The following is a 26165-nucleotide window of genomic DNA, read 5'->3' on the forward strand; positions in this document are numbered from 1 at the left end:
CATGGGCCTCACCGACGACGACTACGAGCAGTTGCTGGTCGACTGGCGGGCGCCCGCGGCCGAGCCGTTCTATCGCGCCACCGCCGCCGACCCGGGCGACCTGGTCCGCCGACGGCACATCCTGACGCGGCTGCGCAAGGTCCTCTCCGTCGACGACGAGGTGTTCGACCTCGCCGCGATGCCGGCCGGCGGGCAGGGCAACCTGCGCGGCGAGGCGGCGCTGCTGGCGGCGCTGACAGAGCACCGCACCGGCCGCATGTCCGACATCGTCGCGACCATCCAGTCCGAGCAGGACCGCATCATCCGGTCGCCGCTGTCCGGCGTGCTCGTCGTGCAGGGCGGGCCTGGCACCGGCAAGACGGTCGCGGCGCTGCACCGCGCGGCCTACCTGCTGTACACCCACCGCGACCGCCTGGGCTCCACCGGCGTGCTCGTGGTCGGGCCGAACCGCACGTTCCTGCACTACATCGACCAGGTGCTGCCGTCGCTGGGCGAGACCGGCGTGGTCCTGGCGACGGTCGGCGAGTTGGTGCCCGGCGTCGAGGCGGCCGGCGACGACCCCGCCGACGTCGCCGTCGTCAAGGGCGACCCCCGCATGGCCGACGTCATCGCCGTCGCCCTCCGCGACCGCCAGCGGCTGCCCGGCGGGCCGCTGGAGCTCAAGGTCGACCGCGTCGAGCTGACGCTGGCACCGTCGGCGGTCCGGGCCGCCCGCACCCGGGCGCGGCGCGCCCGCAAACCGCACAACGTCGCCCGCCGCGTGTTCGTCCGCGAGCTGCTCAACCACCTCGCCGACGAGCAGGCCCGGGTGCTGGGCGAGTCGCTGGACGACGACGACCTCGCCGAGATCCGCGCCGACCTCGCCGCCGAGCCGGCCGTCGCCGCCGTCGTCGACGAGCTGTGGCCGGCGCTGACGCCGCAGCGGCTGCTGAGCGAGCTGTTCGCCTCACCGTCGCTGCTCGCTTCCGCAGGCGGTGACCTCACGGCGGCCGAGCGGGCGCTGCTGTCGCGGTCGCCGGACGCGCCGTGGACGACGGCCGACGTGCCACTGCTCGACGAGGCCGCGGAGCTGCTCGGCGAGATCGACGACCCCGGCGAGGCGGCCCGGCTGGCCCGGCAGCGCGAGGAGGCGGAGATCCAGTACGCCCGCGACCTGCTGGACGAGCTGGAGCTGGAGATCCCGGTCGATCCCACGCTGGTGGCAGAGCGGTACCGCGGCGGCGAGGCGCGGCGCAGCGTCGCCGAACGGGCCGGGCTCGACCGCTCGTGGGCGTTCGGGCACGTCATCGTCGACGAGGCTCAGGAGCTGTCGCCGATGGCGTGGCGCATGGTCATGCGCCGGGCGCCGGGCCGCTCGATGACCGTCGTCGGCGACATCGCCCAGACGGGCTCCGCGGCGGGCGCGCGGTCGTGGGCCGACGTGCTCGAGCCGCACGTGCCGGGCCGGTGGCGGCAGGAGACACTGTCGGTCAACTACCGGACGCCGAGCGAGGTGATGGATCTCGCGGCGCGGGTGCTGCACGCGATCGACCCCGCGCTGGAGCCGCCGACGTCGGTGCGCTCGACCGGCGAGCAGCCGCGCACGGTGCCGGTGTGGTCGTCGCTGGACCTCGTGGAGCAGCTGGCGACGGAGGTGTCGGCCGAGCTGAAGGCCGTCGGCTCCGGGCGGCTGGCGGTGCTCGTGCCGGCCGCACGGCTGGACGAGGTGCACGGCGCGCTGGCCGAGGCGCTGCCGGTCGCGGTGTCGCGCGCCTCGACGGCCGACGCGCTGGACGCGCCGGTGGCCGTCCTGACCGCCGGCCAGGCCAAGGGCCTCGAGTTCGACACCGTCCTGGTGGTCGAGCCGGCCGAACTGCTCGCCGAGTCCGTCCGCGGCGCCACCGACCTGTACGTCGCCGTCACCCGGCCCACCCAGCGGCTGGTGCTGCTGCACGCCGAGCCGTTGCCGCCGATGCTCGCCTGAGCCGAATCGATGGTTGGCGGTCTGGTGGTGCCGTGGCGCCACCAGACCGCCAACCATTCGTCCGTAGCGAGCGTCAGACGGGGGCTGCCTTGCGCAGCTGCTCCATGAAGGCGCCGAACCACTGTGGGTGGTCGGGCCAGGCACGGCCGGTCACCAGGTTGCCGTCGACCACGCCGGCGCCGTCGACGTAGGTGCCGCCTGCGGTCTCGACGTCGACCGCGAGCGCCGGGTAGGCCGACGACCGGCGTCCGGAGAGAGTCTGCGCGGCGGCCAGCAGCAGCGGGCCGTGGCACAGGGCGGCCGTCGGTGCGCCGCTGTCCATGAAGTGCTTGACGATGCGCTGGGCGTCGGCGTCGTTGCGGATGTACTCGGGCGCACGGCCGCCGGGTACCACGACCGCCACGTAGTCGTCGACGTTCACGTCGGAGAACGCGATGTCGGCTGGCCAGCTGTGGCCGGCCTTCTCGGTGTACGTGTCGAACCCGTCGACGAAGTCGTGCACGACGAACTGCAGCTTCTTCACCGACGGCGCCGCGACGTCGACCTCGTAGCCCTCTTCGAGCAGCCGCTGGTACGGGTAGAAGAACTCCAGATCCTCGGCCGCGTCGCCGGTCAGGATGAGCACCTTGGGCATGGGTCGGACCTCCTCGTCGCGCTACGGACTCTGCACACTCGCCAGTCTCCGCCCGCGCCGGCCGCCGCTGCCAGTGCGGTTATCGCGATCCGAGAGAGGCCGCGCCGTCCCTGCTCAGCGCCGTCAGACGGGACACCGCGCGGAAGTACTTCTTGCGGTACCCGCCCGCCAGCAGTTCCGGCGTGAACAACCGGTCCAGCGGCACTCCGCCGGCGACGACGGCGAGGTCACGGTCGTAGAGCCGGTCGGCCAGCACGACCAGCCGCAGCGCCGTCGACTGGTCGTCGACGGTGCGCACCCCGCGCAGGTGGACGCGGCGGACGCCGTCGAGCAGCGGTCCGTACCGCGACGGGTGGACGGTGGCCAGGTGCGCCACCAGCGCGTCGAAGTCGTCCAGCGTGACGCCCTCCCCCGTCGCCGAGGACGTGACGAGCGCGTCGTCGACCGGCGGCGGCGCCGACGGCAGCCCGCGGTGCCGGTAGTCCTCACCGTCGATCCGGACGACGGTGAACCGCGCGGCCAGTCGCTGGATCTCGCGGAGGAAGTCCGCCGCCGCGAACCGGCCCTCGCCGAGCTGGTCCGGCAAGGTGTTGCTGGTCGCGGCCAGCCGGACGCCGCGCTCGGACAACCGGCCGAGCAGCGTCGACACCAGCACGGTGTCGCCGGGGTCATCCAGCTCGAACTCATCGACGCAGACCAGCCGCTGGGCGGAGAGCGCCTCGACGGCGGTCGCGAAGCCGAGTGCGCCGGCGAGGTTGGTGAGCTCGACGAACGTGCAGAACAGCTTCCGCTCCGGCGGCACCGGCGCGGCGTGCCACAGCGACGCCAGCAGGTGCGTCTTGCCGACGCCGAACCCGCCGTCGAGGTAGATCCCCGCACCCGGGGCCGCGCCCGACGGCCGCCGGAACCACCCGCGGCGCCGCTCGCCGTCACCGTCGCCGGCGGCGGCAGCGAAGGCCCGCGCGGCGTCGACCGCCGCGGCCTGGCTGGGGACGGCGGGATCGGTGCGGTAGCCGTCGAAGCTGACGTCGCGGAACCGCGGTGGCGGCACCAGATCGGTGACGAGGCGCGCCGCCGGCACGTCCGGACGACGGCCGGCGAGGCGGTCCGGCATGCCGACAATCGTAAGGTTCTTACGTGCAGCAGCTCTATCCGCCCGGCGCTACCGCCGACCTCGAGGCCGCCTACGCCTGTCCTCCGCTCGACGCCGGCGCGACCTGGCTGCGGGCCAACATGGTGACCAGCCTCGACGGTGCGGCGCAGGGCCCCGACGGCCGGTCGGCGACGGTGTCCAGCCCGCCCGACCGCGTGGTGCTCTCGCTGCTTCGCCGGCTGGCCGACGTCGTCCTGGCCGGCGCCGGAACCGTCCGCGCGGAGCGCTACGGCCCCGTCGACCGGCCCATCGCCGTCGCCAGCCGCTCCCTCGACCTCGATCCCGCGGCGCCGCTGTTCACCGAGGCGACGCACCGGACCATCGTGCTGACCTGCGCGTCCGCACCCGCCGACCGGCGGAGGGTGTTCGAGGAGGTCGCCGACGTGGTCGTCGCCGGCGAGACCTCGCTGGACGTCCCCGCCGCCGTCCGGGCGCTGGCCGAGCGCGGCCTGACCCGCATCCTGTGCGAGGGCGGCCCGCACCTGCTGTCGGCGATCGTCGCGGCCGGCGCCCTGGACGAGCTCTGCTACACGCTGACGCCGTCGATGGTCGGCGGCCGGTCGCACCGCATGCTCGAGACGCCCGCATCGCTGCGCAGCGACTGGTCGCTCGGCCACATCCTCGAGGACGAGGGCACGCTGCTGATGCGCTGGGTGGCGCGCCGGTCCTGACCGTTGTCGGCGGCGTGGTACAGACTGGGCCCATGCGACTCCCGGTCCTGCCGCCCGTGCCGCCGATGCTGGCCAAACCCGTCAAGGGCATCCCCGACGGCGACCTCAGCTTCGAGCCCAAGTGGGACGGCTTCCGGTCCATCATCTTCCGCGACGGCGACGACGTCGAGATCGGCAGCCGCAACGAGAAGCCGATGACGAGGTACTTCCCCGAGCTGGTCGAGGCCGTGAAGGCGAACTTCCCCGAGCGCGCGGTGGTCGACGGCGAGATCGTGCTGGTCGGCGAGTCCGGCGACCGCCTCGACTTCGAGATGCTGCAGCAGCGCATCCACCCCGCCGCCAGCCGGGTGAAGATGCTGTCCGAGACCGTGCCGGCCAGGTTCGTCGCGTTCGACCTGCTCGCCCTGGGCGACGACGACTACACGCAGCGACCGTTCCGCGAGCGCCGCGCCGCCCTCGTCGAGGCGTTCGCCGCGGCGCGGGCGCCCATCCACGTCACCACCGCCACCACCGACAAGTCGCTGGCCGAGCAGTGGTTCCACCAGTTCGAGGGCGCCGGGCTCGACGGCGTCATCGCCAAGCCGCAGGACGGCGTCTACGCGCCCGACAAACGGGTGATGTTCAAGATCAAGCACGAGCGCACCGCCGACTGCGTCGTCGCGGGCTACCGCGTCCACAAGAGCGGCCCCGACCGCGTCGGCTCCCTGCTGCTCGGCCTCTATGGCGACGACGGCGTGCTGGCCAGTGTCGGCGTCATCGGGGCGTTCCCCATGAAGCGCCGCGAAGAGCTGTTCGAGGAACTGCAGCCGCTGGTCACGTCGTTCGACGACCACCCGTGGTCGTGGGCGAAGCAGGAAGAGGGCACCCGCACACCGCGCAACGCCGAGTACAGCCGGTGGAGCGCCGGGAAGGATCTCTCGTTCGTCCCGCTACGTCCCGAACGGGTCGTCGAGGTCCGCTACGACCACATGGAGGGCGTCCGGTTCCGGCACACCGCGCAGTTCGTCCGCTGGCGGCCCGACCGCGAGCCGTCGTCGTGTACGTACGCGCAGTTGGAGGAACCGATCAAGTTCGACCTCGCCGACGTCCTCGGCTGATCGGCGCTGCAGGTGGAATGCGGCGCGCGACGTCCCTAAGCTTCGGCATCTGAGTCAGAATGGAATCCAGCCGGGTGCCGACCCTTGGGAGGTGGGCCATGTCGTACAACATCGTGGTCCTCGTGGAAGAGCCCGTTGCCGACTGGGACGCGCGCCAGATCGTGGCGTTGCACGCCGACACCCCAGAACCGGTCCGCTATCACGTCCTGATCCCGGTCGAGGACGCCGCCAGCCGCGTCGAGTCGACCATCGGATCCCTCGCGGCCAGTGAGGTCATGGGCACCGCCGCCATGTACGTCGACGAGGCCGACCTCGAGCGCGTGCACGAAGAGATCCGGGCCGCCAGCAAGCAGTCGCTGGCGCAGTCGCTCGAGGCGTTCGCCAAGGCCGGCGCTCAGGCCGGCGGCGAGGTCACCGCCACCGACCCGCTCGACCGCCTCTGCGCGCTGTCGCAGGAGTGTGGCGCGGCCGAGATCATCATCCTCACCCGCTCACACGTCGTCGCCGAACTGTTCCACGTCGACTGGACGGCGCGCGCCCGGCGCCGCCTGAAGGTGCCGGTGCTGCACCTGCTGGCCAAGGGCGAGCCCGACTGGGAGTCCGAGGTCGAGGCCGAGCACGCGGCCGAGGCAGCCGAGCGGGCCCGGCGCGAGACCAACGGCGGCGCCGCCGGCACGACGTCGGGGACGGCATGAGGGAGGCCATCGAGGTCGAGGCCGGTGGGCGCCAGGTCCGGGTCTCCAGCCCCAGCAAGGTCTACTTCCCCGAGCGCGGTCTCACCAAGCTCGACGTCGTCGAGTACTTCCTGGCCGTCGGCGACGGCATCCTCGGGGCCCTGCGCGAGCGGCCGACGACGCTGGAGCGCTGGCCCGGCGGCGTCTTCGAGGGCGCCAAGCTGTCCACGCGGCAGGACAACCGCGGCGACGCGTTCTACCAGAAGCGCATCCCCAAGGGCGCCCCCGACTACGTCGAGACCGCCACCGTCGCGTTCCCCAGCGGCCGTACCGCCGACGAGGTCTGCCCCACCGAGCTGGCCGTGGTCGTGTGGGCGGCGAACCTCGGCACGCTGACGTTCCACCCGTGGCCGGTCCGCCGTCCCGACGCCGAGCACCCCGACCAGCTGCGCATCGACCTCGACCCGCAGCCCGGCACCGACTACGCCGACGCCGTCAAGGTGGCGCACGAGGCGCGGGCGCTGCTGAAGGAGCTCGGCATGGACGGCTTCCCGAAGACGTCCGGCGGGCGCGGCATGCACCTGTACGTCCCGGTGCGCCCCGAATGGGACTTCGTCCAGGCCCGCCGTGCCGTCATCGCGTTCGGGCGCGAGCTGAACCGGCGCATGCCCCAGCAGGTCACCGTCGACTGGTGGAAGGAGGAGCGGGGCGAGCGCATCTTCATCGACTTCAACCAGATGGCCCGCGACCGCACCATCGCCTCCGCCTACTCCGTCCGGCCCCGGCCGCGGGCCACGGTGTCGGCGCCGCTGTCGTGGGACGAGGTCGACGACGCCCGGCCCGAGGACTTCGACGTCACCACCATGCCGGCCCGCTTCGCCGAGGTCGGCGACCTCCACGCCGCCGTGGCCGACGTCGCGTACTCACTCGAGCCGCTGCTCGAACTGGCCGCCCGCGACGAGAAGGACCACGACCTCGGCGACCTGCCGTATCCGCCGGAGTACCCGAAGATGCCCGGCGAGCCGCTGCGGGTCCAGCCCAGTCGAGCCAAGCGTCCCACCAGCGCGGATGAGCCTTCCTGACGCGACTTGATGACCAGCATGCCACACGTTCTCCGGATAACCTGTACTTGTGGCCGAACTCCTTGAGGATCTGTTCAAGTCCTTCCGGCGCGACCTGCGCGCCGCCGACAAGGCCGAACGTACGATCACCATCTACCACCAGTCGGTTCGGTTCTTCTCCGAGTGGCTCACGGCGCAGGGTCGGCCGGCGACGAAGGACGAGCTGACCCGGTCGGCCATCGCGGCCTGGCTGGCCGACCTCGCCGACTCCGGGATGGCCACCAATACGCTCTCCACCCGGTTCCGGGGGCTGCGGCGGTTCTGTCGCTGGCTCGTGGTCGAGGATGAGTTGGAGCGCTCCCCGATGGAGGGCCTGGAGCAGCCGAAGGCTGCGGCCAAGCCCGTCCCGGTGCTCCCCGACGCTGAGGTCACCGCCCTGTTCAAGGCGTGCGGCGGGACCTCGTTCACCGACCGTAGAGACACCGCCATCCTGCGGGTGCTGTTCGACTGCGGCGTGCGGATCTCCGAGTGCGCCCGCCTCGGTGTCGATGACCTCGACCTGGACGACTACGAGGTGATCCGGGTCGTCGGCAAGGGGCGCAAGGAACGCGTCGTGCCGTTCGGCCCGAAGACGGGCCGCGCCCTGGACAGGTACCTGCGGATGCGCCGGCAGCATCCTCACGCCCACTCCCCTGGGCTGTTCCTCGGCAAGCGCGGGGCACTGACGGCCGATGGCATCGACGACCGGTTGCGCCGCCTCGCCGAGCGTGCCGGGCTCGACCACTTGCACGCGCACCAGTTCCGGCACAGCCTCGCGCACAACTGGCTGGCCACGGGCGGCCAGGAGCAGGACCTCAAGCGCATCATGGGCTGGACCTCGGATGCCATGTTGGCGGTGTACGGACAGTCGGCGGCGGACGAGCGAGCCCGGCAGGCGTTCCGGGCTAAGCGGCTGGGCGACCGGCTGTAGCACGTCGAGCGCGGCTCGACCTGTACGCCAGGGCGGTCATGTGCCGACGCCTGGCGCTCTCAATGATCAGCCCGATAGTCCGGGTACGCGCGGTCGAGTGCCGGAGATGTGGCGAGCTGGTCCAGGGCCAGCCAGCCAGGCTGGAGTTCACCTTGGAGCCAGGGTCAACAGCTCCGGTGCACGCGTCGTGCGTGACGCTCCGGGAGTGGAACGAGGCGCTGACTCTGGGGCTGAGGTTCCCGCCGAGAAGCGCCGACCTGTCAGTCGGACCGGTCCCGTTCTCCTGGCACTACGCAGACTTCGAGATGTCTGCCGGCGAGGACGCCGGCCGTGACGCACCCGAGGACGATGACCCGTTCGAAGTCATCGAGTGGGATGACGAAGAGGACGATGACCTGATCGCGGCGTGAAGCGAGCCCCTGACCCACGAAGGGGATCGGCTCTCGCCGATCCCCGTTCGCTCCCTGGCGGCCCGGTGGTTAGCCGACCCGATCCAAGGTCACATCCGAATCAAGAACGCCACCACGAACAGCGGCCAGAGATCCCGAAGGATCTGACCCATGATCTTGGTGTGACGACGGAGCCTCTCCAAGCGCTCCAACGTCGTATGTCCTCGCCTGCTGTAGTGGCTCACTGGGGTGTTCCTCCCAAGTGCTGAGGGCAACCGAGTGAACCGCGTCAACAGCCCGCCCGGTAGCCCATCTCTGGACTACTTCGGGCGGATTCCCGATGTAGTTAGCTGATCAGGATGACATCGAGCCAAGCTTCCCGTCAACAGATAGGATCGGTTGTGGCTGGGTTAGGTGCGTCAACACCGGTGATCCCAGCTAAGCCCCGACGCGTGCTGTAGTGGCTCCGCGTCGGGGCTTCTTCCGCGCTCGTGACCCACGCCCCAGGCTGAGTCGGGATCTAGCGCCGACGCTGCATCACTCGCCACACGTCCTCAGCTCGTAGCCAGGCCAGCGACGCCGCGTTCGGGCGACCGGGGTAGCCCTCACCCACGTAGCTGACCATCACGTGGATGGTGGTCCATCGCATGGCGGTGGCTGGCAGGTAGCGCTCCGCGCCCGCGTCGTCCACGAACCTGACGAACACCTGGATCCGGCCCATGTTGTTGGGCGGGATGCCCTGGGGCGGGTGCTCCTCGTTGGCGTAGCGCGTGACCACAAGCACCAGAGTAGAACTGGTGTTCGACTGAGTGTCGATTGGATCAGCAGCCTGGCATCACTCCCGCGAGGAGCAAGGCGCTGCAGGCCTGGCTCACGCGCTGCTGAGCGTTCCTGAGGTCCCGCTCGACGTCGGCCAGGCGATCCTCCAGCCCATCGCCTGGGAAGGCCGGCGAGAACAGGTCGTCCCCGACCTGAGTCTCTAGGCCTTCGAGCCTGGTAAGCGTTGCCTGGAGCGCTTCCGCCGTCTCTTGGCGAAGCGTGTCGACATCGGCGCTTCGGGCGTTGCCCCGGCTCGCCTGGTCCAGAGATTGCACGGTGCCGGTGAGTTCATCGATCTGCTTCTGCTGCTCGTAGATGACATAGCCGCCAGCGCCGAAGCCTGCCAGCACACTGCCTGGCCCGCCTGGGCTTTCGGCCCTCCAGGTCCAACGTGGCCGCGATAGTGCGGCAGGAGGCGCCGGACTGGCGAAGCTCCACGATCCGAGCCGCGGTTCCCTGCTCGACCGGGTCAGGCACAGGTCCCGGTCACGGCCCCTGCCGTGACCCTTGTAGCCGAACGCGTAGGAGCCGGTGGCCTTCTTGCCCGTGGCAGCCTTGGCCTCTCGACCATCCCGGAGCCGCTTGACGATCAGCATGCGGTCCACCTGAGCGAAGACGCCCATCATGAGACGCATGGCCGTGCGCATCGGGTCGTCAGGATCGTCCTTCACCACCTCGCCCTGATCGGCAGCGAACACCTGGTAGCCCTGCCGCCAGACTGCGGCCAGGATGGCCTCCTGTGTGGTGACCTGGCGGGCCAGGCGGTCGAGCCTGGCCACGATCAGGCCCTCTGCGCGTACGAGGTCCAGCAGGGCAGCGGACAGCCCTGGGCGGTCGGCTGCGTCTACCGTGCCCGAGACGACGTCATGGTGCCACGAGATGAGCCGGTGCCCATGGGCCTTGGCCCACAAGGTGATGTCTCGGCGCTGGGCGTCGAGGCCATAGCCGTCGAGCTGGCCCGTGCTCGACACCCGCAGGCACGCAACGAGCTTCATGGCTGGTCCGTGGTGGCGTCGCGGAGAGCCGTGAGGCTCTGCCGCGCCTGCGTGGCGACATCATCAGTGTTGGCGAGGATGACCCGCGCCTGAGCCAGGCCGGCCTCAATGCGGGCCAGGTCCTCGATGGCCACCTGGGCAAGCTGGTCGGGGCTCATGGCTGACGCTCGATACTCAGGCGCCTGCTCGGTACGGTGGTGTTCACCGTCGCCTCCCTGGTGAGGTGGTCGAGGGAGCCAGCGGAGGTGGATCTCCGCTGGTCTCCCGCCTGGAGGCTGGAACCGCTGTGGTTCGCCGGATAACCTGGCGACTTCTGCTCCGCCCTGACCCGCGCTCTTCCTGGTCAAGCATGTCGCATAGCAGTAAGACACCCCGAAGATGCCCGGCGAGCCGCTGCGGGTCCAGCCGTCGCGCCGCGCGACCTTCGACTGACCAGGGAATCCGGCCACTGTTCGGGGAGTTCTCCGGGTATGAGCTATGAGATCGAGAAGACCGAGGGCGAGTGGCGGGCCGAGCTGACGCCGGAGGAGTACCACGTGCTGCGCGAGGCGGGCACCGAGCGCGCCTTCACCAGCCCGCTGGAGCACGCCGACGACCAGCCGTTCGTCTACTCCTGCCGGGCCTGTGGCGCCGAGCTGTTCGAGTCCGCCACCAAGTTCGACGCGCACTGCGGGTGGCCGTCGTTCTACGCTCCGCTCGCCGAGGACCGCGTCGAGTACATCGAGGACCGCTCCTTCGGCACGGTCCGCACCGAGGTCCGCTGCGCCCGCTGCGGCTCACACCTGGGCCACGTCTTCCAGGGTGAGGGCTTCGCCACCCCGACCGACCTGCGGTACTGCATCAACGGCATCTCGCTGCAGCGGCGCGAGACCGATCCGGCACACTGAGCCGGTGACCGCCGACCTCACCCTGCACACCGCCACCATCGACCAGCTCGACGCGCCGACCTTGTACCGGCTGCTACGCCTGCGCACCGACGTCTTCGTCGTCGAGCAGGGTGACCCCTACCCCGAGCTGGACGGCCGCGACCTCGAGCCGACGGCCGTCCACGTCTGGCTGGCCCGCGGCGACGAGCCGGTCGGCTACCTGCGCATCCTCGACGACCCGGACGGCACGGCCCGGATCGGCCGCGTGGTGGTCGCCGCCGACGCCCGTGGCGGCGGCCTGTCGGGCCGGCTCATGGACGCGGCGCTGGATCGCATCGGCGACCGTCGATCCGTGCTCGCGGCGCAGTCCCACCTGACGAACTTCTACGCCCGGTACGGCTACGAGGTCACCGGCCCGGAGTTCCTCGACGGCAGCATCCCGCACCTGCCGATGACCCGTCCCGCCCCTCGGTGACGCCGGCCCGGTGTCCGGGCCGGCGGCGCGCGCTGCCGCCGCGACGCCTCAGTGCGGGTGGTGCTCCTCGTGCTCGGTGGCCTCGCGCAACAGGGTGTCGGCATCGGTGGCGATACCGCGCAACTGGGCGATGACGACCGCCTCGATCTCGTGCGGATCCATCGGGTCGGCGCCGAGGAGCAGGCGGTAGAAGACCAGTGAGCTGAGGGCGTCGACCGTGAGCGGCAGGTCGACGTCGCTCCTGAGGTCGCCGCGCCGGCGCGCCTCGAACAGGGTCCGGTGCACCGCCCGTCGCGGCGGGTCGAGGACGGCCTGGGTCAGGTGCTGTTGCACGGCGGGATCGTCGTCGCCCTCGGCGATGAGCTGGGCGAGCGTCCCCGCCCCGAGGCGACGGAAGGCGTGAGTGATCAGCGTCAGACATTCGTGCAGGTCGCACAGTGTGCAGCCGGTGCTCGGCGCCTCGATCCTGCCCACCCGCTCCGCCAGGACGGCCAGGGTCAGCCGGTGCCGGTTCGGCCACCGCCGGTAGACCGCGGTCTTGCTGACGCCCGCCCGGCGGGCCACGTCCTCGATGACCACGCCGCGATACCCGTGGTGATCGAGCGCCTCTGCGGTGGCCTGCAGCACCGCCGCGTCGATCTGGGTGTCCCGGGGCCGGCCCCTGCCGGTAGCCATGCCCTCCACCGTACCTTAAAATGAATACGAAACGGAGCGTAGCGTAAAGGAGCCGTGGTGTCGTCCATGCCGGATCGCCCAGCAGCCAGAGCCGACACCCGGGCGTGGACCGGGCTGGGGCTGCTCATGGTGCCCGTCTTCATGGCCGCCCTCGACATGACCGTGCTGTTCCTCGCCATCCCGACCATCGCGGCCGATCTGCTGCCGTCGGGCACGCAGCAGCTGTGGGTCCTGCACATCGGCGACATCGCCGGGGCCGGCCTCGTCCTCACGGCCGGCCGGCTCGTGGATCGGTTCGGACCCCGCCGGCTGCTCGTCCTCGGCATGCTCGGCTACGGTCTGGCCTCCGGACTGGCGGCCTTCGCGCCGACGGTGGAGCTGCTGATCCTGGCCCGGATGCTGCTCGGCGCCTCGGCGGTCACCATGGCGCCGGCGGGGATGGCCCTGATCCGTCGCATGTTCCCGGTCCCGCGGCAGTTCTCGACGGCGGTGGCCCTGTTCATGGCGGCCTTCTCCGGAGGCATGGCGCTGGGACCGCCGCTCGGTGGCGTCATGCTCGAGCACTTCTGGTGGGGCTCGATCTTCCTGGTCAACGTCCCGATCGCGTTCGCCGTGGCCCTGCTCGCTCCTCGCCTGCTGCCGTCGGTCCGCGGCACCGGAACCGGCCGCATCGATGTCATCAGCGTCGCACTGTCCGTGGCCGGCATCGTCGGAATCGTCTACGGCGTCCAGGAACTCGCCGCCGGCGGCTGGAACGTCCCCCACGGGCTGGCGGCGGTCACCGGCGTGGTGCTGCTCGCCGCCTTCGTGCGCCGCCAGCGGACCCTGGTCGACCCGCTGCTGGACCTGACGCTGCTCCGGTCCGTCCCGTTCTCGCTGGGGCTCGTCGCGATCTGGCTGGTCATCACGGCGACCGCGGGCGCCGACCTCCAGTTCGCGCAGTATCTCCAGGTCGTGGTCGGCCACTCCACGCTCGCCGCGGGCGCGCTGCTGGTGATTCCGGCCCTCGCCTCCGTGGCGGCGACGGCGGCGTCCCCCGTGCTGCTTCGCTGGCTTCGCCCCGGCTACGCCATAGGGCTGGGGGTGCTCGTGGCCCTGGCCGGTGCCGTCGCCCTGCTCGTGGTGGTGGCCGCCGGGCCGCGGGCGTCCACGCCTCTCCTCGTCGGTGCCGCCGCGCTGATGGCCGTGGGCGTGGCGCCGGTGTTCGCCCTGGGCACCAACGTCGTGCTGACCCACGCGCCCGTGCGGCAGACCGGCTCCGCGCAGTCGCTGCAGGAGGTCGGCGGAAGCCTGGGCAACACGTCCGGGCTGGCGCTGGGCGGGACGATCGCCTACCTCGGCTACTCCCGCACCCTCCAGGACACCGTCCCGAGCGGGCTGGACGACGAGGCGGCGGAGCAGAGCGTCCAGAGCATCGGCGGGGCCATCACCGCGGCCGAGGACCTCCCGGCGGATCTGGCGGCGCGGCTGACCGCGGCGGCCCAGGACGCGTTCACCGTCGCCACCCGTGACGCCTATCTGCTCGCCGTCGCCGGACTCGCCGTGCTCGCCGTGCTGGTCTTCTGGGGCCTGCGGACCGCCCGGATCGACGAGGAACCGCACGGCGAGGCCGATCACGTGGCGGGACGCGAGCAGCCCGCGGACCACCGCCGCGACTGACCACCTACGACGGAGATGGAGCACCTGGCATGAGCGAGACCACGCCCTCGGTACGAGCGTTCGGCACGGCGACGAACGACCGGACGATCCGGTTCGGCGATCGCCGGATCTTCGTCACCCCAGCGGTCGAGAAGACCGACGGCGGACCGTTGAGCGCCTACTCGGCGTCCTTCGGTCGTGGCGAGCACGCGGACCTGCCGGCGCCGTACGAGGAGGTGTGGGTCGTCCTGCGCGGCGCGCTGCGGATCAGCGGCGACGGCGTGGACGTCGTGGTCCGCGCGGGTGACTTCGTCCAGGTGCCGGAGCAGTCGCCGGGCAGGGTGGAGGCGTTGGACGACACCCTGCTCGTCTGCGTCTCCGTCCCGGCACACTGAGCTCGTCGGCGGCGGTGTCCGCCCCACCCCTTGTGACCGGGGTCGATGCTACGGTGCCGCCCGTGCGACATGCCTTCCGCGCGGGCCGCTGCGGCAGTCCGGTCACCATGCTCGGCCCGGCCCCCGACGCCGCGCTGGAGCTGACGGTGCGGCTCGCCGACCACTATGCCCGCGACCACCGCGGGCCGCTCGGCACGTTCACCGTCACCAACACCGGCGACCGGCGGATCACCGGGATGAGCGGGCCCGCCGCCACGGTCTGGATCGCCCGCGACGGCGTCGTCGTCACCGAGCCCGGCGCCATGCCGGCCGTCAACGTGACGGTCGACCTGGCGCCCGGCGAGTCGCTGACCTCGGAGCTGCACTCGGCGCTGCGGCAGTGCGACCCCGCGCCCAGCGACCCGGCGCACGTGCCGGGCATGCCGTACCCGGACGACGAGCCCCTGGCGCCGGGACGTCACCAGGTCTACGTCCGCTGGGACCTGCGGCCTCACGACGGTCCCGAGATCGCGCTGTACGCCGGACCGGTCGGGATCGACCTGCGCTGATCCGCGCCCACCCAACCGGACCGGCCCGCCGTTCGTCCTAGGTGGTGAGAGGCGGAGGTGGCGGATGGCGAGCTGGGAGCGGGTCTTCACCGACCTGGCGACGACCCGCGGCCAGGCCCTGCTCCGTCAGGCCTACCTGCTGACCGGCGACGCCGCGGAGGCGGCCGACCTGGTGCAGGAGGCGCTGCTGCGGGCCTTCGGCCGGACGACTCGCGGGCTGACGCTCGAGTCAGCGGAGGCCTATGTCCGGCGGGCCATCCTCACCATCCACATCGACGGACGGCGACGGTCGGGCCGGTGGGCGCGGGTACGGCACCTGGTGGCCGTCCGCGACTCGTCCGACGGGCCGGAGGGAGCCGTCGTCGACGGGACCGATCTGCGTTCCGCACTGGCGACGCTGTCGCCGCGGCAGCGGGCCTGCGTGGTGCTGCACTACTACGAGGACCTCACGGTGGCGCAGGTCGCCGACCTGCTCGGACTGACCGCCGGCGCCGTGAAGCGCTACCTCAGCGACGCCCGCGTCCGCCTCGAACCGCTGCTCAGCGACACACGAGAGGGCCTGCGATGACGCTCCGAACCCGCCTCGACGACCTGGCCTCGCAGAGCCCCGGCCACGGCGCGATCGACGTGGAGCGGCTCCGTGGCCGTATCGCCCGGCGCCGGCGGGGCCGCCTGGCCGCCGCGGGTGGTGCGATGGCGCTGACGGTCGCAGCGGCCGGCGCCGCCGTGGCCACGCTGGTGCCGGGCTTCGGCGGCGGGCCCGAAGCGGAGGACGTGCCGGTCGCGACGTCGGCACCCGGCCAGCGGGAGTTCCGGTTCGGCGAGTGCGGCGACCCGATCACCACCGGAGGTCCCGCGCCCGACGGCCCCCTGCGGTTGACCGTCGAGCTGCGGGCGCCCACCCCGGTGGGCGGTGACGGCGTCTCGTTGGGCACCGTGACGGTGACCAATACCGGCGACGAGGTCGTCGCCGGTTCGACGGGCGACGGCCCTGGCATCGTCCTGGCCGAGCCCGGCGGCGGCCGCGTCAGCGCGCAGGAGCCCGTCCACCCCATGGTCAGGACGGTGGAACTGGAGCCGGGCGAGAGCCTGACGGACGATCTGGTGCTCTACCGGTACCGCTGTGTCCCGGGCGAGCCGGTGGACCAGCCACGCGGCCCGGTGCCGATGGGCCGTGGCTACGAGGCGTACGTCGCCTGGGGCATGACCACCGACGACGGCGTCGACCTGACGTTGTACGGAGGACCCTTCGCCGTGGAGCTCTGACCGGCTACGGCAGTGCCGCCACCAGGTCGGGTAGCGCGAGCCGCCGGCCGGTGTAGAACGGGATCTCCTCGCGCACGTGCCGCCGCGCCGTCGACGCGCGCAGGTGCCGCATGAGGTCGACGATGCGGTGGAGTTCGTCGGCCTCGAAGGCGAGGATCCACTCGTAGTCGCCGAGCGAGAACGACGCGACGGTGTTGGCCCGGACGTCGGGGTACTCGCGGGCCATCTGGCCGTGCTCGGCGAGCATCTGCCGGCGCTCGGCGTCGGGCAGCAGGTACCACTCGTAGGAGCGCACGAACGGGTACACCGACACGTAGGCGCGCGGCTCCTCGTCGGCGAGGAAGGCCGGGATGTGGCTCTTGTTGAACTCGGCCGGACGGTGCAGCGCGGCCTGCGACCAGACGGGGTCGAGCTGACGGCCGAACGCGGTGCCACGGAACCGGTGGTACGCCGTCTGGAGGTCCTCGATGGCCGGCGCGTGCCACCAGATCAGCAGGTCGGCGTCGGCCCGCAGCCCCGCGACGTCGTAGGTGCCCCGCACCACGACGTCCTTGGCGGCGAGCTCGGCGAACAGCGCCGTCACCTCGTCGGCGAGGTCGGCCCGCGACGTGGCGCCCAGCGGCGAGCGCAGCCGGAACACCGACCACATGGTGTAACGGATGACCTGGTTCAGCTCGCGGGCCTTCGGCGCGGACGCGGTGTCGCTCATGTGTCGATCCTGGCACGCCGCTCCGACAGGGACGCGGCCACCCTCCCCGCGGCGGCGCGAGCCGCCCCGACGCAGGCCGCCACGCCCACGCCGTCGTACACCGCGCCGCACACGGCCAGCCCCGGCACCGCGTCGACGGCCGCCCGCACGCGCGCGACCCGGTCCAGGTGCCCGACGGCGTACTGGGGCAGCGCCCCGCCCCACCGCGTCACCCGCGAGTCGACGACGCCGCCCGCGTAGCCCGTGGCCGCCCGGACGTCGGCCAGCGCGGCCGCGACCAGCTCGCCGTCGTCGCGCTGCAGGTCACGGGTCTCGCCGTAGCGCCCCAGCGACGCGCGCAGCAGCACCATCCCATCGGCCCGCTCGCCCAGCCACGGCCACTTCACCGACGAGAACGTCACCGCCTTCACGGTGCGCCGCTCGACCGGCGGCACCAGGAACCCCGACGACGACGGCGCCGCCGGGAAGCCGTCCGCTGGGAGTGCCAGCGTGACGATGGCCATGCTGGCGGCCTTGACGGCGCCCAGTTCCGCCGCGGCCGCCGGGGCCGCCTCCGCCAGCAGCCGGGCCGCCGCCACCGCCGGCGTCGCCATCACGACCGCGTCGACCTCGAGGACGGACGGCGCCGGGACCGGCCCGGTCACCAGCCGCCAGCCGTTCGGCGTCCGTTCGATCGAGCGGACGGTCACGCCGGTCCGCACCTCCGCGCCGGAGGCCGCCGCCACCGCGCCCGGCAACCGCCCGACACCACCGGCCAGTCCGGCGAACACCGGCCCAGGAGTGCCGACGGAACCGGAGGACGCCGGCGTACCGGACCCGGCGCCCGCCGGCGACCCGCCCGGCCGGGTCGCCGCCATCGCGACCGCCTCGCCGAGCGTCCGTGCCGTCCGCACCGCGGCCCCCAGCGCCGGCACCGTCGCGTCCAGGGACAGCTCGTCCGCCCGCCCCGCGTAGACGCCGCCGAGCAGCGGCTCGACCAGCCGGTCCGCCACGGCGTCGCCGTACCGCGACCGGACCAGCCGCCCGATCGCCACGTCCTCGTCGACGGCAAGCCCCGGAGGCGAGGCGTCGCGCGCGATCGCCGCCGCCACCTCCCCCGCTGTCAGGACCCCGGCCAGCCGCGCGGGGTCGGCCGGCACGCCCATCACCGTCCCGGCGGGCATCGGCACGATCGAACCGCGGCTCCACAGCCCGGCGCCGACGGCGGCCGGGTGCACGATGTCGTCGCCCAGCCCCACCGCGCGCGCCAGCTCGACCGCCTCGGGCCGTCGCGCCAGCAGCGACTCGGCACCCTCGTCGACCGGCAGCCCCGCGACGTCGGACACCCGCAGGTGACCGCCCACGACCGGTTGCTTCTCCAGCACGACGATCTGCGCCTCGGGCCCGAGCGACTGCCGCAGGAACCACGCCGCCGCCAGTCCGCTGATCCCGCCACCGACGACCGCCACCCGCGCACCGCTCACACGCCCCAGCATCGCACGCGCCGACCCCACGCCCGTGACCAGGTCGTTCCCCGATCGTGACCGGCCCATCAGCAACCCCGCCGGGCGAGGCGGCGTCGAAACAGGCAACACCGACCTCGGGAGGCGTCATGACACGACGGACGACGTTCGGCACGACGATCACGGTGCTCGCGGTGCTCGCACTGGCCGGCTGCGGCGGCGACGACGGCGGCGCCGACTCCGCGGGCGGTTCGGCCGACGTACCGGCCGCCGAGGCACCGGCCGAGAGCAACGGCGACGCGGCCGCGCCCGACGGCGCACCCGAGGGCGGCGACGACGCGGCCGACGCCGCGCAGAGCGACGGCGGCGCACTCGCCAACATCGCCTCGGTCGTCGACGGCCGCTCCATCATCTACACCATCGACCTCGCCATCGGCACCGACGACGTCGTCGCCGCGGCGAACCGGGCGGCCGCCATCGCGACGACCGCGGGCGGCTTCGTCGCCGACGAGCAGGTCAGCGGCGACGAGAACGCCGTCCTCACGCTGAAGATCCCGTCCGACGGCCACCAGCAGTCGGTCACCGAACTGGAGACGCTCGGCGACGTCACCAACCGCAGCCGCGGCACGGAAGACGTCACCCAGGAGGTCGTCGACGTCGCGTCGCGCATCGAGTCGCAGCGCGCCAGCATCACCCGCATCCGCGCCCTGCTGGCCGACGCCAGCCAGCTCACGGACGTCGTCAGCATCGAGTCCGAGCTGGCGACGCGCGAGGCGGACCTCGACGCGCTGCTCAGCCGCCAGGAGCAGCTGGCCGGGCTGACCGCGATGGCCACCGTCACCCTGCACCTGTACGAGACGGGTGAGGAGCCGCCGCAGGAGGACGACGACGATGACGGCGGCTTCCTGGCGGGGCTGGCCGGCGGCTGGGACGCGTTCGTGACGGTCGGCAGCGGGTTCCTGACCGCCCTCGGCGCGGTGCTGCCGTTCGCCGCGCTGGCCGCGCTGATCGGCGTCCCCGCCTACCGGGTCGTCCGGCGGCGACGGGATCAGGCGCCGGCGGCCACCCCGGTCCCCGGCCCGCCCGCTGCCTGAACGGTCTCGACCACGCGGGCCAGCACGTCCGGGTCGGTGGTCGGGAGCACGCCGTGGCCGAGGTTGAAGATGTGCGCCGGCGCCCGCCGGCCCTCGGCCACGATGCGGTGCACCTCGCGCTCGATGACCGACCAGTTCGCGCCCAGCAGCGCGGGGTCGAGGTTGCCCTGCAGCGGTTTGCCCGGGACCCGCAGCGCGGCCTCGTCCAGCGGCAGCCGCCAGTCGACTCCGACGACGTCGGCGCCCGCCGACGCCATGAGCGGCAGGAACTCCGACGTCCCGACGCCGAAGTGGATGCGCGGCACGTCGATGACGCTGTCGAGGACCTCGGCACTGTGCGGGTGTACGAACTTGGCGTAGTCGGCGGCCGACAGCGCGCCGGCCCACGAGTCGAACAGCTGGACGGCGCTGGCGCCGGCCCGCACCTGCACGTCGAGGAACATCGCGGAGATGCCGGCGACCCGGCTGAGCAGCTCGTGCCAGAGCTCCGGGTCGCTGTGCATGAGCGCCTTGGTGACCTCGTGGTTCTTCGACGGACCGCCCTCGACGAGGTACGAGGCCAGCGTGAACGGCGCGCCGGCGAAGCCGATCAGCGGCGTGCCGCCCAGCTCGCCGACCAGCGCGCGGACGGCCTCGTCGACGAACGAGACGTCGCCGGGCTCGAGCGGTCGCAGCTGGTCGAGATCGGCGCGCGTGCGGATGGGACTGCCCAGCACCGGGCCGATCCCCGGCTTGACGTCGACGTCGACACCCACCGCGCGCAGCGGCACCACGATGTCGGAGTAGAAGATGGCGGCGTCGACCCCGTACCGGCGGACCGGTTGTAACGTGATCTCGGTCACCATGTCGGGCCGGGTGCACGATTCCAGCATCGGCACGCCCTCGCGCAGCCGCCGGTACTCAGGCAGCGAGCGCCCCGCCTGCCGCATGAACCACACAGGTGGACGGCTCGTGCGCTCGCCGCGGCAGGCGCGGACGAAGAGGCTGTCGGACGGGTCCGCGGGCGCGGCGGCGTTCTCGTCGAAGGTCACGGTCACATCACTGATCGTCGCATGGCGGGCGTGCCTGCCTGACGTGACCGTCAAACGGGCCTAGTCTGCCAATTGTGGCAAGGGACACCGAGGGTCTCCAGCCGGGGGTACCGGCTGTCTTCGAGCGTGCCGTGCGTTCCTTGACGTCCGCCCAGTTCCGGCGGGAGGTGCGCCTCGAGACGACCCCTGCGCCGAAGCGGCTGGCACCGCACACACACGCGCTCAGCGCCGACGTCTTCGTCGACGAGGGCGACGAGGACGCCACCGCCACCGGGCGGCTCGTGCTGCTCTACGACCCCGCCGGCCAGGAGGCCTGGCACGGCGAGTTCCGCCTCGTCACGTACCTGCGGGCCAGCCTCGAGCCCGAGATGGGCGCCGACCCGCTGCTGCTCGCCGTCGGCTGGACGTGGATCACCGACTCGCTGGCCGGCCGGTCCGCGCCGTACACGGCGGCCAGCGGCACCGTCACCCGCGTCGCCTCCGAGGCGTTCGGCGGCATGGCCGGTGAGCTGGCCAGCGCCGAGGTCGAGATCCGCGCGTCCTGGACGCCGCTCGAGCCCGATCTCACCGCACACGCCCTGGCCTGGGGCGACGCATTGTCGACGGCGGCCGGCCTGATGCCGTTGCCGGTCGGCGTCGTCGCCATGCCACCCACACGTCGTAGGCGGAGCCGTTGACGGACGACGCCTCGACTCCCTTGCTGGAGCCGCGCGACGGCCTTCCGGATGTCATCACCGACGGTGACACGCTGAAGGCCACGATCGCGGCGTTCGCGGCCGCCGACGGACCGGTGGCCGTCGACGCCGAGCGCGCGTCCGGCTACCGCTACGGACACCGCGCCTACCTCATCCAGCTGCGCCGCACCGGCGCCGGCAGCGCGCTGATCGACCCCATCGCCGTCCCCGATCTGTCCGCGCTCGGCACCGCGCTCGCCGACGCCGAGTGGGTGCTGCACGCCGCGTCACAGGATCTCGCCTGTCTCGCCGAGGTCGGCATGAAGCCGGTCCGGCTGTTCGACACCGAGCTGGCCGGCCGGCTGCTCGGACTCCCCCGCGTGGGTCTCGGCCCGCTGGTCGACAGCGTGCTCGGCTACGCGCTGGAGAAGGGCCATTCGGCCGCCGACTGGTCCACCCGGCCGCTGCCCGAGGACTGGCTGCGCTACGCCGCCCTCGACGTCGAGCTGCTGATCGAGCTGCGCGACGCACTGGAGGGCAGGCTGCGCGACGCCGACAAGCTCGGCTGGGCGCACGAGGAGTTCGCCGCCATCGCCGCGGCGCCGCAGCAGGAGCCGCGCGCCGACCCGTGGCGACGCACCTCCGGCATGCACCGTGTCCGCGACCGCCGCCGCCTCGCCGTCGTCCGTCAGCTCTGGTACGCGCGCGACGATCTGGCGCGGCAGCGCGACCTCTCCCCCGGCCGGGTGCTGCCCGATGCCGCGATCGTCGACGCCGCGCTCGCCATGCCACCCAGCGCCGAGGCGATGTCGGCGATGCCGGTCTATCGCGGCCGGTCGCAGCGGCGCGAGCTGTCGCGCTGGTTCGGCGCCGTCACCGACGCCCGCGCGCTGCCCGACAAGGAGCTGCCGCCGCAGACCGCGCCGTACGACGGCCCGCCGCCGCCGCGCGCGTGGGCCGCCCGCCAGCCCGACGCCGCCGCCCGGCTGGCGGCCGCGCGCGCCCGCGTCACCGAGATCGCCGAGGCCAACCAGCTGCCGGTCGAGAACCTGCTGACCCCTGACACCCTGCGCCGGGCCGCGTGGCAGCCGCCGTCGCCGCCGACCACCGAGGCCGTCGCCGAGGTGTTCCGCGCCCGCGGCGCCCGCGAGTGGCAGATCGCGCTGACCGCCGATGCCGTCGCCGAGGCGTTCGCGAACCCCACCCCGCCCCCGGCCGGCGACGACGACGCGCCCCCGCCGCCCGCCGCGGGGTGATCACGTGCGGCGGGTGCCTGTGGCACCGGCCGATGCTCGCCGGATCCACGTCCCACGCCCCCCACGTGAGGGGCGGTCCTACTCGTAGGCGAGATACCGGCCCGGTTTGTCGGGTACCTCGACCTCGAACCGCAGCTCGAGGTCGGTCTGCCCGATCAGGCCGACCTGCTGGGTGAACTGCTCGTTGGTGACGACGAGATGGCCGCCGAGACTCCAGTCGCGCACCAGCCAGCTCCGGAGCGCGTCGAGCAGCACCCGGTCCAGCTGCGCCTCCAGCCGTGACTTCCGGACCCAGAAGTAGACCGCGGCGGCGTAGTCGTCCCACCGGTGCTCACCGACCGGCGTGATGCGCGCCCCGGCGAACGACCGTGCGTCGGTCGGCATGAGGTAGACGCAGCCGAGGCACTCGGTGCCGGCCGGGTTCATCACCGTGTAGGTGAACGCCTTGCGGTCCGTGTGCCGCTGCTCGAGCCCCTCGAGGTCCGCGCGGTTGGCGGCCACGGTGAAGTCGTCCGTGGGCCAGCTGCTCTGTTCCCAGGTGCGCAGGTAGTCCCGGCTCTCCATGACGGCCGCGTAGTCCAGCTCGGCGTCGGTGGCCAGGATCGGCCGGAGGACGAACTCGTCCGTCACCAGGCCGCTGGGCGGTTCGACGTTCTCGAGACGCGTCATCGGCTACCCCTTCTCCGCGCCCAGCAGCGACAGGCACGGCTCGACACCCTCGATCGTCACATCGACGCTGCGGTGCTGCTCCCAGGCCGGACGGGTCAGCCGGAACCGCTGCTCGAAGGCCAGCCGCCCCTGCGAGACCCCCCGGCCGACGCCGTTCTCGGCGTAGCCGAGCTTGCGAGACACCCGCAGCGACGCGTGGTTGTCGGTGTAGCCGGCCGACACCGCCTCGCCGGCGCCCAGGCCGGCGAAGGCCAGGTGCAGCACGGCCGCGCGCATCTCCGTTCCGATGCCCCGTCCGTGGTGGCGCAGGCCCAGCCAGGACTCGGAATGGACCTCACGCTGGATGGCGAAGTCGTCGGCCTCGAGCTCCTGGACGCCCACCGGGTGGCCGTCCAGGAAGACGACCAGGTTCAGCGCCCAGGACTCGGGGGTGATCTCCGACAGCGTCTTCCAGTGCCGCTGGATGACCCGGCGGGCCAGCTGGTCGGGCGGCAGCGCGCTCCACGGTGTCCCGAACGGCATGAGGCCCGGCGCGTGGACGCCGCCGGCGGCCAGCTCGGCCAGCTCGGCCAGCTCCTCGTGCGTCGGCAGCCGCAGCTCCAGCCTGGGAGTGCGCAACCGGAGCCCGAAGACGGGGAGATGATCGATCAGCATCGCCGCCAGTCTGCCCGGGCGAGCTGGTGCGTCGCCAGCGAATTTCCGCCGGTTCAGCCGCCGACGTAGCCGGACCGGGCGAACCGCTCGCGGGCGACCGTCCACGCGTACCGGTCGAACCGGCCGTCGTCGCGGATGGCGTCGACCGCTCCGTAGGCCATGAGCAGCGCCTGGTCGATGTTCTCCAGCACGAACAGGCCCTGCCGGCCGAGCGTGACGACGCGACGGATCATGCGGGCCCAGGTGTCGACGTCGATGAGGTCGCGCTCGTAGCCGACCCGGTAGATGGGGTGCACCTGGCCGATGCGGCGGCTCTCGACGTGGATGCGGTTCACCTTCGGCAGCCCGGTGAGCCCCAGCGTCTCGTCGACGAGGTCGGCCAGCGACTCGTCGTCGAGCCCCCACACGTCGTCGGTCATGGAGCACGGGATCTCGGCGCACAGGACCGACCGGTCGACGGGGTCGTCGGGGTTGTCGCGGTAGTTGGGCGGCTCCGAGATGCGGATGACCGGCGTGCGAGGGTCGGGGATGTCGTGGGAGTCGTGCGGGCTCCAGCGGCCGCCCTGGTGGACGACGTAGACCAGCAGGCTCGCGCGGTAACGCAGCCGCGCCGACGACTCGATGGACGTCAGCGACGGCGCCGGGCGGGCGATGCGCGCCAGCACGGGCAGCGGCAGCGTCGAGAACACCAGCCCGCCGGTGATGACGTCGCCGTCCTGCGTGCTGACCTCGACCTCGTCCTCGGTGACGCGAACGCGGTCGACCTCGGCCTCGCAGCGGATCTCGACTCCCGCCGTCACCGCGGCGTCGGCGAGCGACTCGACCAGCTGCCCGAACCCGGTGCGCGGGTAGTAGTAGCCCCCGCCCGTCGCCGACGTGCCCCGCTTGCGGCTGCGGCGCAGCGCCCGGGCGGCGACCCGCCAGGTGCCGAGCCGGTCGGTCTGCCGGCGGGCCTGGTCGGCGCTGATGCGATCGCCCGGCATGCCCCAGAGCTTCTCGGCCAGCGGGCCGTAGATGGACTCGTACAGCGCCGGCCCGACGCGGTTGCGCACCAGTCCGCCGTAGGTGTCGCCCTCCTCGCGCCGCAGCTTCGACACCGCGGAGTCGCGCGCGACACGAGCCAGGAACGACGCCGGCAGACGCCGCGCGACCTCGTCGGCCCGCAGCGGCAGCGCCAGCCACTGGTCGCCGACCCGGATGCGGCTGCTGCGCCGCCGTTGCTGGAGGTCGTCGCCGAGGAGTGCGCGCAGGTCGCGCAGGATCGTGGGCGGCGTGCCGGGGTCGAGCCGGTGCGAGCCCTGGTCGACCCGCACCCCGCCCACCTCGAACGACGCGGCCAGGCCACCCACGTGGTCGGCTCGCTCGAGCAGGGTCACCTTCAGGCCCCGCTGGGCAGCACGCCACGCGGCGGCGAGCCCGGCGGGCCCGGCGCCGATCACGATGAGATCGTACGAGCCGGTCATGTGAGGCTCAGCCTAACGACACCGGCCCCCGCGACACGCCGCCGACCGCGCCCGCGACGTCACGGATCCAGGCTGTGACGTCGCCGCCCCTCGTGTGACGGAGGGCGCGTCAGCACGGTCGTGTCGGTACGGCCGCCTACCGTTGCGATCATGATCACCGCCGACTCCGCCTTCGTCGAGGCCGTGCGCGCGGCGCTGCGCGAGGTCGCCGATCCCGCGGCCGCCGAGCCCATGCGCGCCTACATGAAGTCGGCCATGCCGATGCTCGGCGCGCCGAAGCCGGTCCGCACGGCGGCGCTCAAGCCGGTCTTCGCGGCGCACCGGCTCGGCGACGCCGGCAGCTGGCGGGCCACGGTGCTGCAGCTCTGGGACGGCGCCGACTTCCGCGAAGAGCGCTACGCCGCCGTCACGCTGGCGCAGCTGAAGCCGTACGCCGCGTTCGCGACGCAGCCGGACACCCTCGGCCTCTACGACCACCTCGTCGTCACCGGCGCCTGGTGGGACCTCGTCGACGAGATCGCCATCCGCTCCGTCGGCCCCGTGCTGCGCGCCCACCCCGCCGTGGCCGCTCCGGTCGTCCGCGGCTGGGCCCGCGACGCCGACCGCTGGCGTCGTCGCACCGCCGTCATCTGCCAGGTCGGCGCCAAGGCCGCCACCGACGTCGACCTGCTGGCCGAGGCCGTCGAGGCCAACACGCACGATCACGACTTCTTCCTGCGCAAGGGCATCGGCTGGGCGCTGCGCGAGTACGCCAAGACCGACCCCGGCTGGGTGCGCGCGTTCGTCGCCGCACACGAGGCCGACCTGTCGCCGTTGTCACGCCGCGAGGCACTGCGTAACATCGACCCACCGAGTATTGTTACTCGTGAGTAGCTTCCGATTCG

Annotated in this window: 30 protein-coding genes; 18 read left to right on the forward strand and 12 right to left on the reverse strand. The window is 72.6% G+C overall.

The annotated features are described in order from the left end of the window. Position 1 precedes the first annotated feature (1 nt). The gene (locus tag DZA62_RS23875; RefSeq protein ID WP_232827585.1) at positions 2 to 1963 is read left to right on the forward strand and encodes a HelD family protein; all 1962 of its coding nucleotides are present in this window, start codon (positions 2 to 4) and stop codon (positions 1961 to 1963) included. Positions 1964 to 2036: 73 nt separating this feature from the next. Here DZA62_RS23875 and DZA62_RS23880 read toward each other — a convergent pair whose 3' ends face one another. Continuing rightward, a complete protein-coding gene (locus DZA62_RS23880; RefSeq protein ID WP_116951451.1) occupies positions 2037 to 2597 on the reverse strand; it encodes a DJ-1/PfpI family protein in 561 nt (186 codons plus the stop codon). A gap of 79 nt (positions 2598 to 2676) precedes the next feature. Continuing rightward, positions 2677 to 3711 (reverse strand): cell division protein ZapE, encoded by a 1035-nt coding sequence (gene zapE, locus DZA62_RS23885; RefSeq protein ID WP_116951452.1) that lies wholly within the window; start codon positions 3709 to 3711, stop codon positions 2677 to 2679. Between the two features lie 23 nt (positions 3712 to 3734). On the opposite strand from zapE, the gene DZA62_RS23890 reads away from it, so the two are divergent. The 6 genes from DZA62_RS23890 (at position 3735) to DZA62_RS35900 (ending at position 8633) form a co-directional block, all read left to right on the forward strand. Continuing rightward, positions 3735 to 4421 carry a pyrimidine reductase family protein gene (locus tag DZA62_RS23890; RefSeq protein WP_198664114.1) on the forward strand — a complete coding sequence of 229 codons (687 nt, stop codon included), beginning with the start codon at positions 3735 to 3737 and terminating at the stop codon, positions 4419 to 4421. A 32-nt stretch (positions 4422 to 4453) separates the two neighbouring features. Continuing rightward, positions 4454 to 5518 (forward strand): ATP-dependent DNA ligase, encoded by a 1065-nt coding sequence (locus DZA62_RS23895; protein ID WP_116951453.1) that lies wholly within the window; start codon positions 4454 to 4456, stop codon positions 5516 to 5518. Positions 5519 to 5616: 98 nt separating this feature from the next. After that, a complete protein-coding gene (locus DZA62_RS23900; protein ID WP_116951454.1) occupies positions 5617 to 6213 on the forward strand; it encodes a hypothetical protein in 597 nt (198 codons plus the stop codon). Beyond that, positions 6210 to 7274: a non-homologous end-joining DNA ligase gene (ligD, locus tag DZA62_RS23905; protein WP_116951455.1), complete on the forward strand. Its 1065-nt coding sequence runs from the start codon at positions 6210 to 6212 to the stop codon at positions 7272 to 7274. The genes DZA62_RS23900 and ligD overlap by 4 nt, the downstream gene beginning before the upstream one ends. A gap of 49 nt (positions 7275 to 7323) precedes the next feature. Continuing rightward, on the forward strand, positions 7324 to 8223 hold the full coding sequence (locus tag DZA62_RS23910) for a tyrosine-type recombinase/integrase (protein WP_116951456.1): 900 nt from the start codon (positions 7324 to 7326) through the stop codon (positions 8221 to 8223). 191 nt (positions 8224 to 8414) lie between these two features. After that, the gene (locus DZA62_RS35900) at positions 8415 to 8633 is read left to right on the forward strand and encodes a hypothetical protein (protein ID WP_157987868.1); all 219 of its coding nucleotides are present in this window, start codon (positions 8415 to 8417) and stop codon (positions 8631 to 8633) included. Positions 8634 to 9132: 499 nt separating this feature from the next. Here DZA62_RS35900 and DZA62_RS23920 read toward each other — a convergent pair whose 3' ends face one another. Genes DZA62_RS23920 through DZA62_RS35905 form a run of 3 tightly spaced genes read right to left on the reverse strand, consistent with a single transcriptional unit; the run spans position 9133 to position 10584 of the window. Beyond that, a complete protein-coding gene (locus DZA62_RS23920) occupies positions 9133 to 9390 on the reverse strand; it encodes a hypothetical protein (protein ID WP_116951458.1) in 258 nt (85 codons plus the stop codon). A 43-nt stretch (positions 9391 to 9433) separates the two neighbouring features. Beyond that, complete coding sequence (locus DZA62_RS23925) at positions 9434 to 10426, reverse strand: recombinase family protein (RefSeq protein WP_116951459.1); 993 nt, start codon at positions 10424 to 10426, stop codon at positions 9434 to 9436. Further along, positions 10423 to 10584, reverse strand: a complete 162-nt coding sequence (locus DZA62_RS35905; protein WP_157987869.1) for a hypothetical protein — start codon at positions 10582 to 10584, stop codon at positions 10423 to 10425. The genes DZA62_RS23925 and DZA62_RS35905 overlap by 4 nt, the downstream gene beginning before the upstream one ends. Positions 10585 to 10896: 312 nt before the next feature. Between DZA62_RS35905 and msrB the strand changes: the two genes are divergently transcribed. Further along, positions 10897 to 11313: a peptide-methionine (R)-S-oxide reductase MsrB gene (msrB, locus tag DZA62_RS23930; protein ID WP_116951460.1), complete on the forward strand. Its 417-nt coding sequence runs from the start codon at positions 10897 to 10899 to the stop codon at positions 11311 to 11313. 4 nt (positions 11314 to 11317) lie between these two features. Continuing rightward, the gene (locus DZA62_RS23935; RefSeq protein WP_116951461.1) at positions 11318 to 11767 is read left to right on the forward strand and encodes a GNAT family N-acetyltransferase; all 450 of its coding nucleotides are present in this window, start codon (positions 11318 to 11320) and stop codon (positions 11765 to 11767) included. A 48-nt stretch (positions 11768 to 11815) separates the two neighbouring features. On the opposite strand, the gene DZA62_RS23940 is transcribed toward DZA62_RS23935, so the two are convergent. After that, complete coding sequence (locus DZA62_RS23940) at positions 11816 to 12442, reverse strand: TetR/AcrR family transcriptional regulator (protein WP_116951462.1); 627 nt, start codon at positions 12440 to 12442, stop codon at positions 11816 to 11818. A gap of 66 nt (positions 12443 to 12508) precedes the next feature. On the opposite strand from DZA62_RS23940, the gene DZA62_RS23945 reads away from it, so the two are divergent. The 5 genes from DZA62_RS23945 (at position 12509) to DZA62_RS23965 (ending at position 16289) form a co-directional block, all read left to right on the forward strand. Continuing rightward, positions 12509 to 14101, forward strand: coding sequence for an MFS transporter (locus tag DZA62_RS23945; RefSeq protein WP_157987870.1), 1593 nt, complete (start codon positions 12509 to 12511; stop codon positions 14099 to 14101). A 29-nt stretch (positions 14102 to 14130) separates the two neighbouring features. Beyond that, positions 14131 to 14475, forward strand: a complete 345-nt coding sequence (locus DZA62_RS23950) for a cupin domain-containing protein (protein ID WP_116951464.1) — start codon at positions 14131 to 14133, stop codon at positions 14473 to 14475. Between the two features lie 62 nt (positions 14476 to 14537). Next, on the forward strand, positions 14538 to 15023 hold the full coding sequence (locus DZA62_RS23955; RefSeq protein WP_116951465.1) for a hypothetical protein: 486 nt from the start codon (positions 14538 to 14540) through the stop codon (positions 15021 to 15023). A gap of 64 nt (positions 15024 to 15087) precedes the next feature. Next, entirely contained in the window at positions 15088 to 15591 is a 504-nt protein-coding gene (locus DZA62_RS23960) for a sigma-70 family RNA polymerase sigma factor (protein ID WP_116951466.1), read from the forward strand. After that, complete coding sequence (locus tag DZA62_RS23965) at positions 15588 to 16289, forward strand: hypothetical protein (RefSeq protein WP_116951467.1); 702 nt, start codon at positions 15588 to 15590, stop codon at positions 16287 to 16289. Before DZA62_RS23960 ends, DZA62_RS23965 begins: the two co-directional genes overlap by 4 nt. A 4-nt stretch (positions 16290 to 16293) precedes the next feature. Here DZA62_RS23965 and hemQ read toward each other — a convergent pair whose 3' ends face one another. Next, positions 16294 to 16998: a hydrogen peroxide-dependent heme synthase gene (gene hemQ / locus DZA62_RS23970; RefSeq protein ID WP_116951468.1), complete on the reverse strand. Its 705-nt coding sequence runs from the start codon at positions 16996 to 16998 to the stop codon at positions 16294 to 16296. Then, entirely contained in the window at positions 16995 to 18461 is a 1467-nt protein-coding gene (hemG, locus tag DZA62_RS23975) for a protoporphyrinogen oxidase (RefSeq protein WP_198664115.1), read from the reverse strand. Before hemG ends, hemQ begins: the two co-directional genes overlap by 4 nt. Before the next feature lie 128 nt (positions 18462 to 18589). Between hemG and DZA62_RS23980 the strand changes: the two genes are divergently transcribed. Then, positions 18590 to 19534: a DUF4349 domain-containing protein gene (locus DZA62_RS23980; RefSeq protein ID WP_116951470.1), complete on the forward strand. Its 945-nt coding sequence runs from the start codon at positions 18590 to 18592 to the stop codon at positions 19532 to 19534. On the opposite strand, the gene hemE is transcribed toward DZA62_RS23980, so the two are convergent. Next, positions 19489 to 20580 carry a uroporphyrinogen decarboxylase gene (gene hemE, locus DZA62_RS23985; RefSeq protein WP_408619520.1) on the reverse strand — a complete coding sequence of 364 codons (1092 nt, stop codon included), beginning with the start codon at positions 20578 to 20580 and terminating at the stop codon, positions 19489 to 19491. The genes DZA62_RS23980 and hemE overlap by 46 nt on opposite strands. Before the next feature lie 59 nt (positions 20581 to 20639). Between hemE and DZA62_RS23990 the strand changes: the two genes are divergently transcribed. Next, on the forward strand, positions 20640 to 21242 hold the full coding sequence (locus DZA62_RS23990) for a DUF3000 domain-containing protein (RefSeq protein WP_116951472.1): 603 nt from the start codon (positions 20640 to 20642) through the stop codon (positions 21240 to 21242). Beyond that, positions 21239 to 22495, forward strand: a complete 1257-nt coding sequence (locus tag DZA62_RS23995) for an HRDC domain-containing protein (protein ID WP_198664117.1) — start codon at positions 21239 to 21241, stop codon at positions 22493 to 22495. Before DZA62_RS23990 ends, DZA62_RS23995 begins: the two co-directional genes overlap by 4 nt. Positions 22496 to 22573: 78 nt before the next feature. Here DZA62_RS23995 and DZA62_RS24000 read toward each other — a convergent pair whose 3' ends face one another. Genes DZA62_RS24000 through DZA62_RS24010 form a run of 3 tightly spaced genes read right to left on the reverse strand, consistent with a single transcriptional unit; the run spans position 22574 to position 25281 of the window. Beyond that, positions 22574 to 23164: an N-acetyltransferase gene (locus DZA62_RS24000; RefSeq protein WP_116951474.1), complete on the reverse strand. Its 591-nt coding sequence runs from the start codon at positions 23162 to 23164 to the stop codon at positions 22574 to 22576. A gap of 3 nt (positions 23165 to 23167) precedes the next feature. After that, a complete protein-coding gene (locus tag DZA62_RS24005) occupies positions 23168 to 23818 on the reverse strand; it encodes a GNAT family N-acetyltransferase (RefSeq protein ID WP_116951475.1) in 651 nt (216 codons plus the stop codon). Positions 23819 to 23871: 53 nt separating this feature from the next. Continuing rightward, entirely contained in the window at positions 23872 to 25281 is a 1410-nt protein-coding gene (locus tag DZA62_RS24010) for a protoporphyrinogen/coproporphyrinogen oxidase (protein ID WP_116951476.1), read from the reverse strand. 150 nt (positions 25282 to 25431) lie between these two features. Here DZA62_RS24010 and DZA62_RS24015 point away from each other — a divergent pair, with 150 nt between their 5' ends. Next, the gene (locus tag DZA62_RS24015) at positions 25432 to 26154 is read left to right on the forward strand and encodes a DNA alkylation repair protein (protein WP_116951477.1); all 723 of its coding nucleotides are present in this window, start codon (positions 25432 to 25434) and stop codon (positions 26152 to 26154) included. The last annotated feature ends 11 nt before the right edge of the window (positions 26155 to 26165 follow it).

It is taken from the genome of Jiangella endophytica (genome assembly GCF_003427025.1).
GTDB classification, from domain to species: Bacteria; Actinomycetota; Actinomycetes; order Jiangellales; family Jiangellaceae; genus Jiangella; species Jiangella endophytica.

Bases quoted from the DNA above. Each gene is read 5' to 3' on its own strand.
- DZA62_RS23875 (WP_232827585.1), top strand. From the start codon at position 2: ATGGGCCTCACCGACGACGACTACGAGCAGTTGCTGGTCGACTGGCGG.
- DZA62_RS23880 (WP_116951451.1), bottom strand. From the start codon at position 2,597: ATGCCCAAGGTGCTCATCCTGACCGGCGACGCGGCCGAGGATCTGGAG.
- zapE (WP_116951452.1), bottom strand. From the start codon at position 3,711: ATGCCGGACCGCCTCGCCGGCCGTCGTCCGGACGTGCCGGCGGCGCGC.
- DZA62_RS23895 (WP_116951453.1), top strand. From the start codon at position 4,454: ATGCGACTCCCGGTCCTGCCGCCCGTGCCGCCGATGCTGGCCAAACCC.
- DZA62_RS23900 (WP_116951454.1), top strand. From the start codon at position 5,617: ATGTCGTACAACATCGTGGTCCTCGTGGAAGAGCCCGTTGCCGACTGG.
- ligD (WP_116951455.1), top strand. From the start codon at position 6,210: ATGAGGGAGGCCATCGAGGTCGAGGCCGGTGGGCGCCAGGTCCGGGTC.
- DZA62_RS23925 (WP_116951459.1), bottom strand. From the start codon at position 10,426: ATGAAGCTCGTTGCGTGCCTGCGGGTGTCGAGCACGGGCCAGCTCGAC.
- DZA62_RS35905 (WP_157987869.1), bottom strand. From the start codon at position 10,584: ATGAGCCCCGACCAGCTTGCCCAGGTGGCCATCGAGGACCTGGCCCGC.
- msrB (WP_116951460.1), top strand. From the start codon at position 10,897: ATGAGCTATGAGATCGAGAAGACCGAGGGCGAGTGGCGGGCCGAGCTG.
- DZA62_RS23940 (WP_116951462.1), bottom strand. From the start codon at position 12,442: ATGGCTACCGGCAGGGGCCGGCCCCGGGACACCCAGATCGACGCGGCG.
- DZA62_RS23945 (WP_157987870.1), top strand. From the start codon at position 12,509: ATGCCGGATCGCCCAGCAGCCAGAGCCGACACCCGGGCGTGGACCGGG.
- DZA62_RS23950 (WP_116951464.1), top strand. From the start codon at position 14,131: ATGAGCGAGACCACGCCCTCGGTACGAGCGTTCGGCACGGCGACGAAC.
- DZA62_RS23960 (WP_116951466.1), top strand. From the start codon at position 15,088: ATGGCGAGCTGGGAGCGGGTCTTCACCGACCTGGCGACGACCCGCGGC.
- DZA62_RS23965 (WP_116951467.1), top strand. From the start codon at position 15,588: ATGACGCTCCGAACCCGCCTCGACGACCTGGCCTCGCAGAGCCCCGGC.
- hemQ (WP_116951468.1), bottom strand. From the start codon at position 16,998: ATGAGCGACACCGCGTCCGCGCCGAAGGCCCGCGAGCTGAACCAGGTC.
- DZA62_RS23980 (WP_116951470.1), top strand. From the start codon at position 18,590: ATGACACGACGGACGACGTTCGGCACGACGATCACGGTGCTCGCGGTG.
- DZA62_RS24000 (WP_116951474.1), bottom strand. From the start codon at position 23,164: ATGACGCGTCTCGAGAACGTCGAACCGCCCAGCGGCCTGGTGACGGAC.
- DZA62_RS24005 (WP_116951475.1), bottom strand. From the start codon at position 23,818: ATGCTGATCGATCATCTCCCCGTCTTCGGGCTCCGGTTGCGCACTCCC.
- DZA62_RS24010 (WP_116951476.1), bottom strand. From the start codon at position 25,281: ATGACCGGCTCGTACGATCTCATCGTGATCGGCGCCGGGCCCGCCGGG.
- DZA62_RS24015 (WP_116951477.1), top strand. From the start codon at position 25,432: ATGATCACCGCCGACTCCGCCTTCGTCGAGGCCGTGCGCGCGGCGCTG.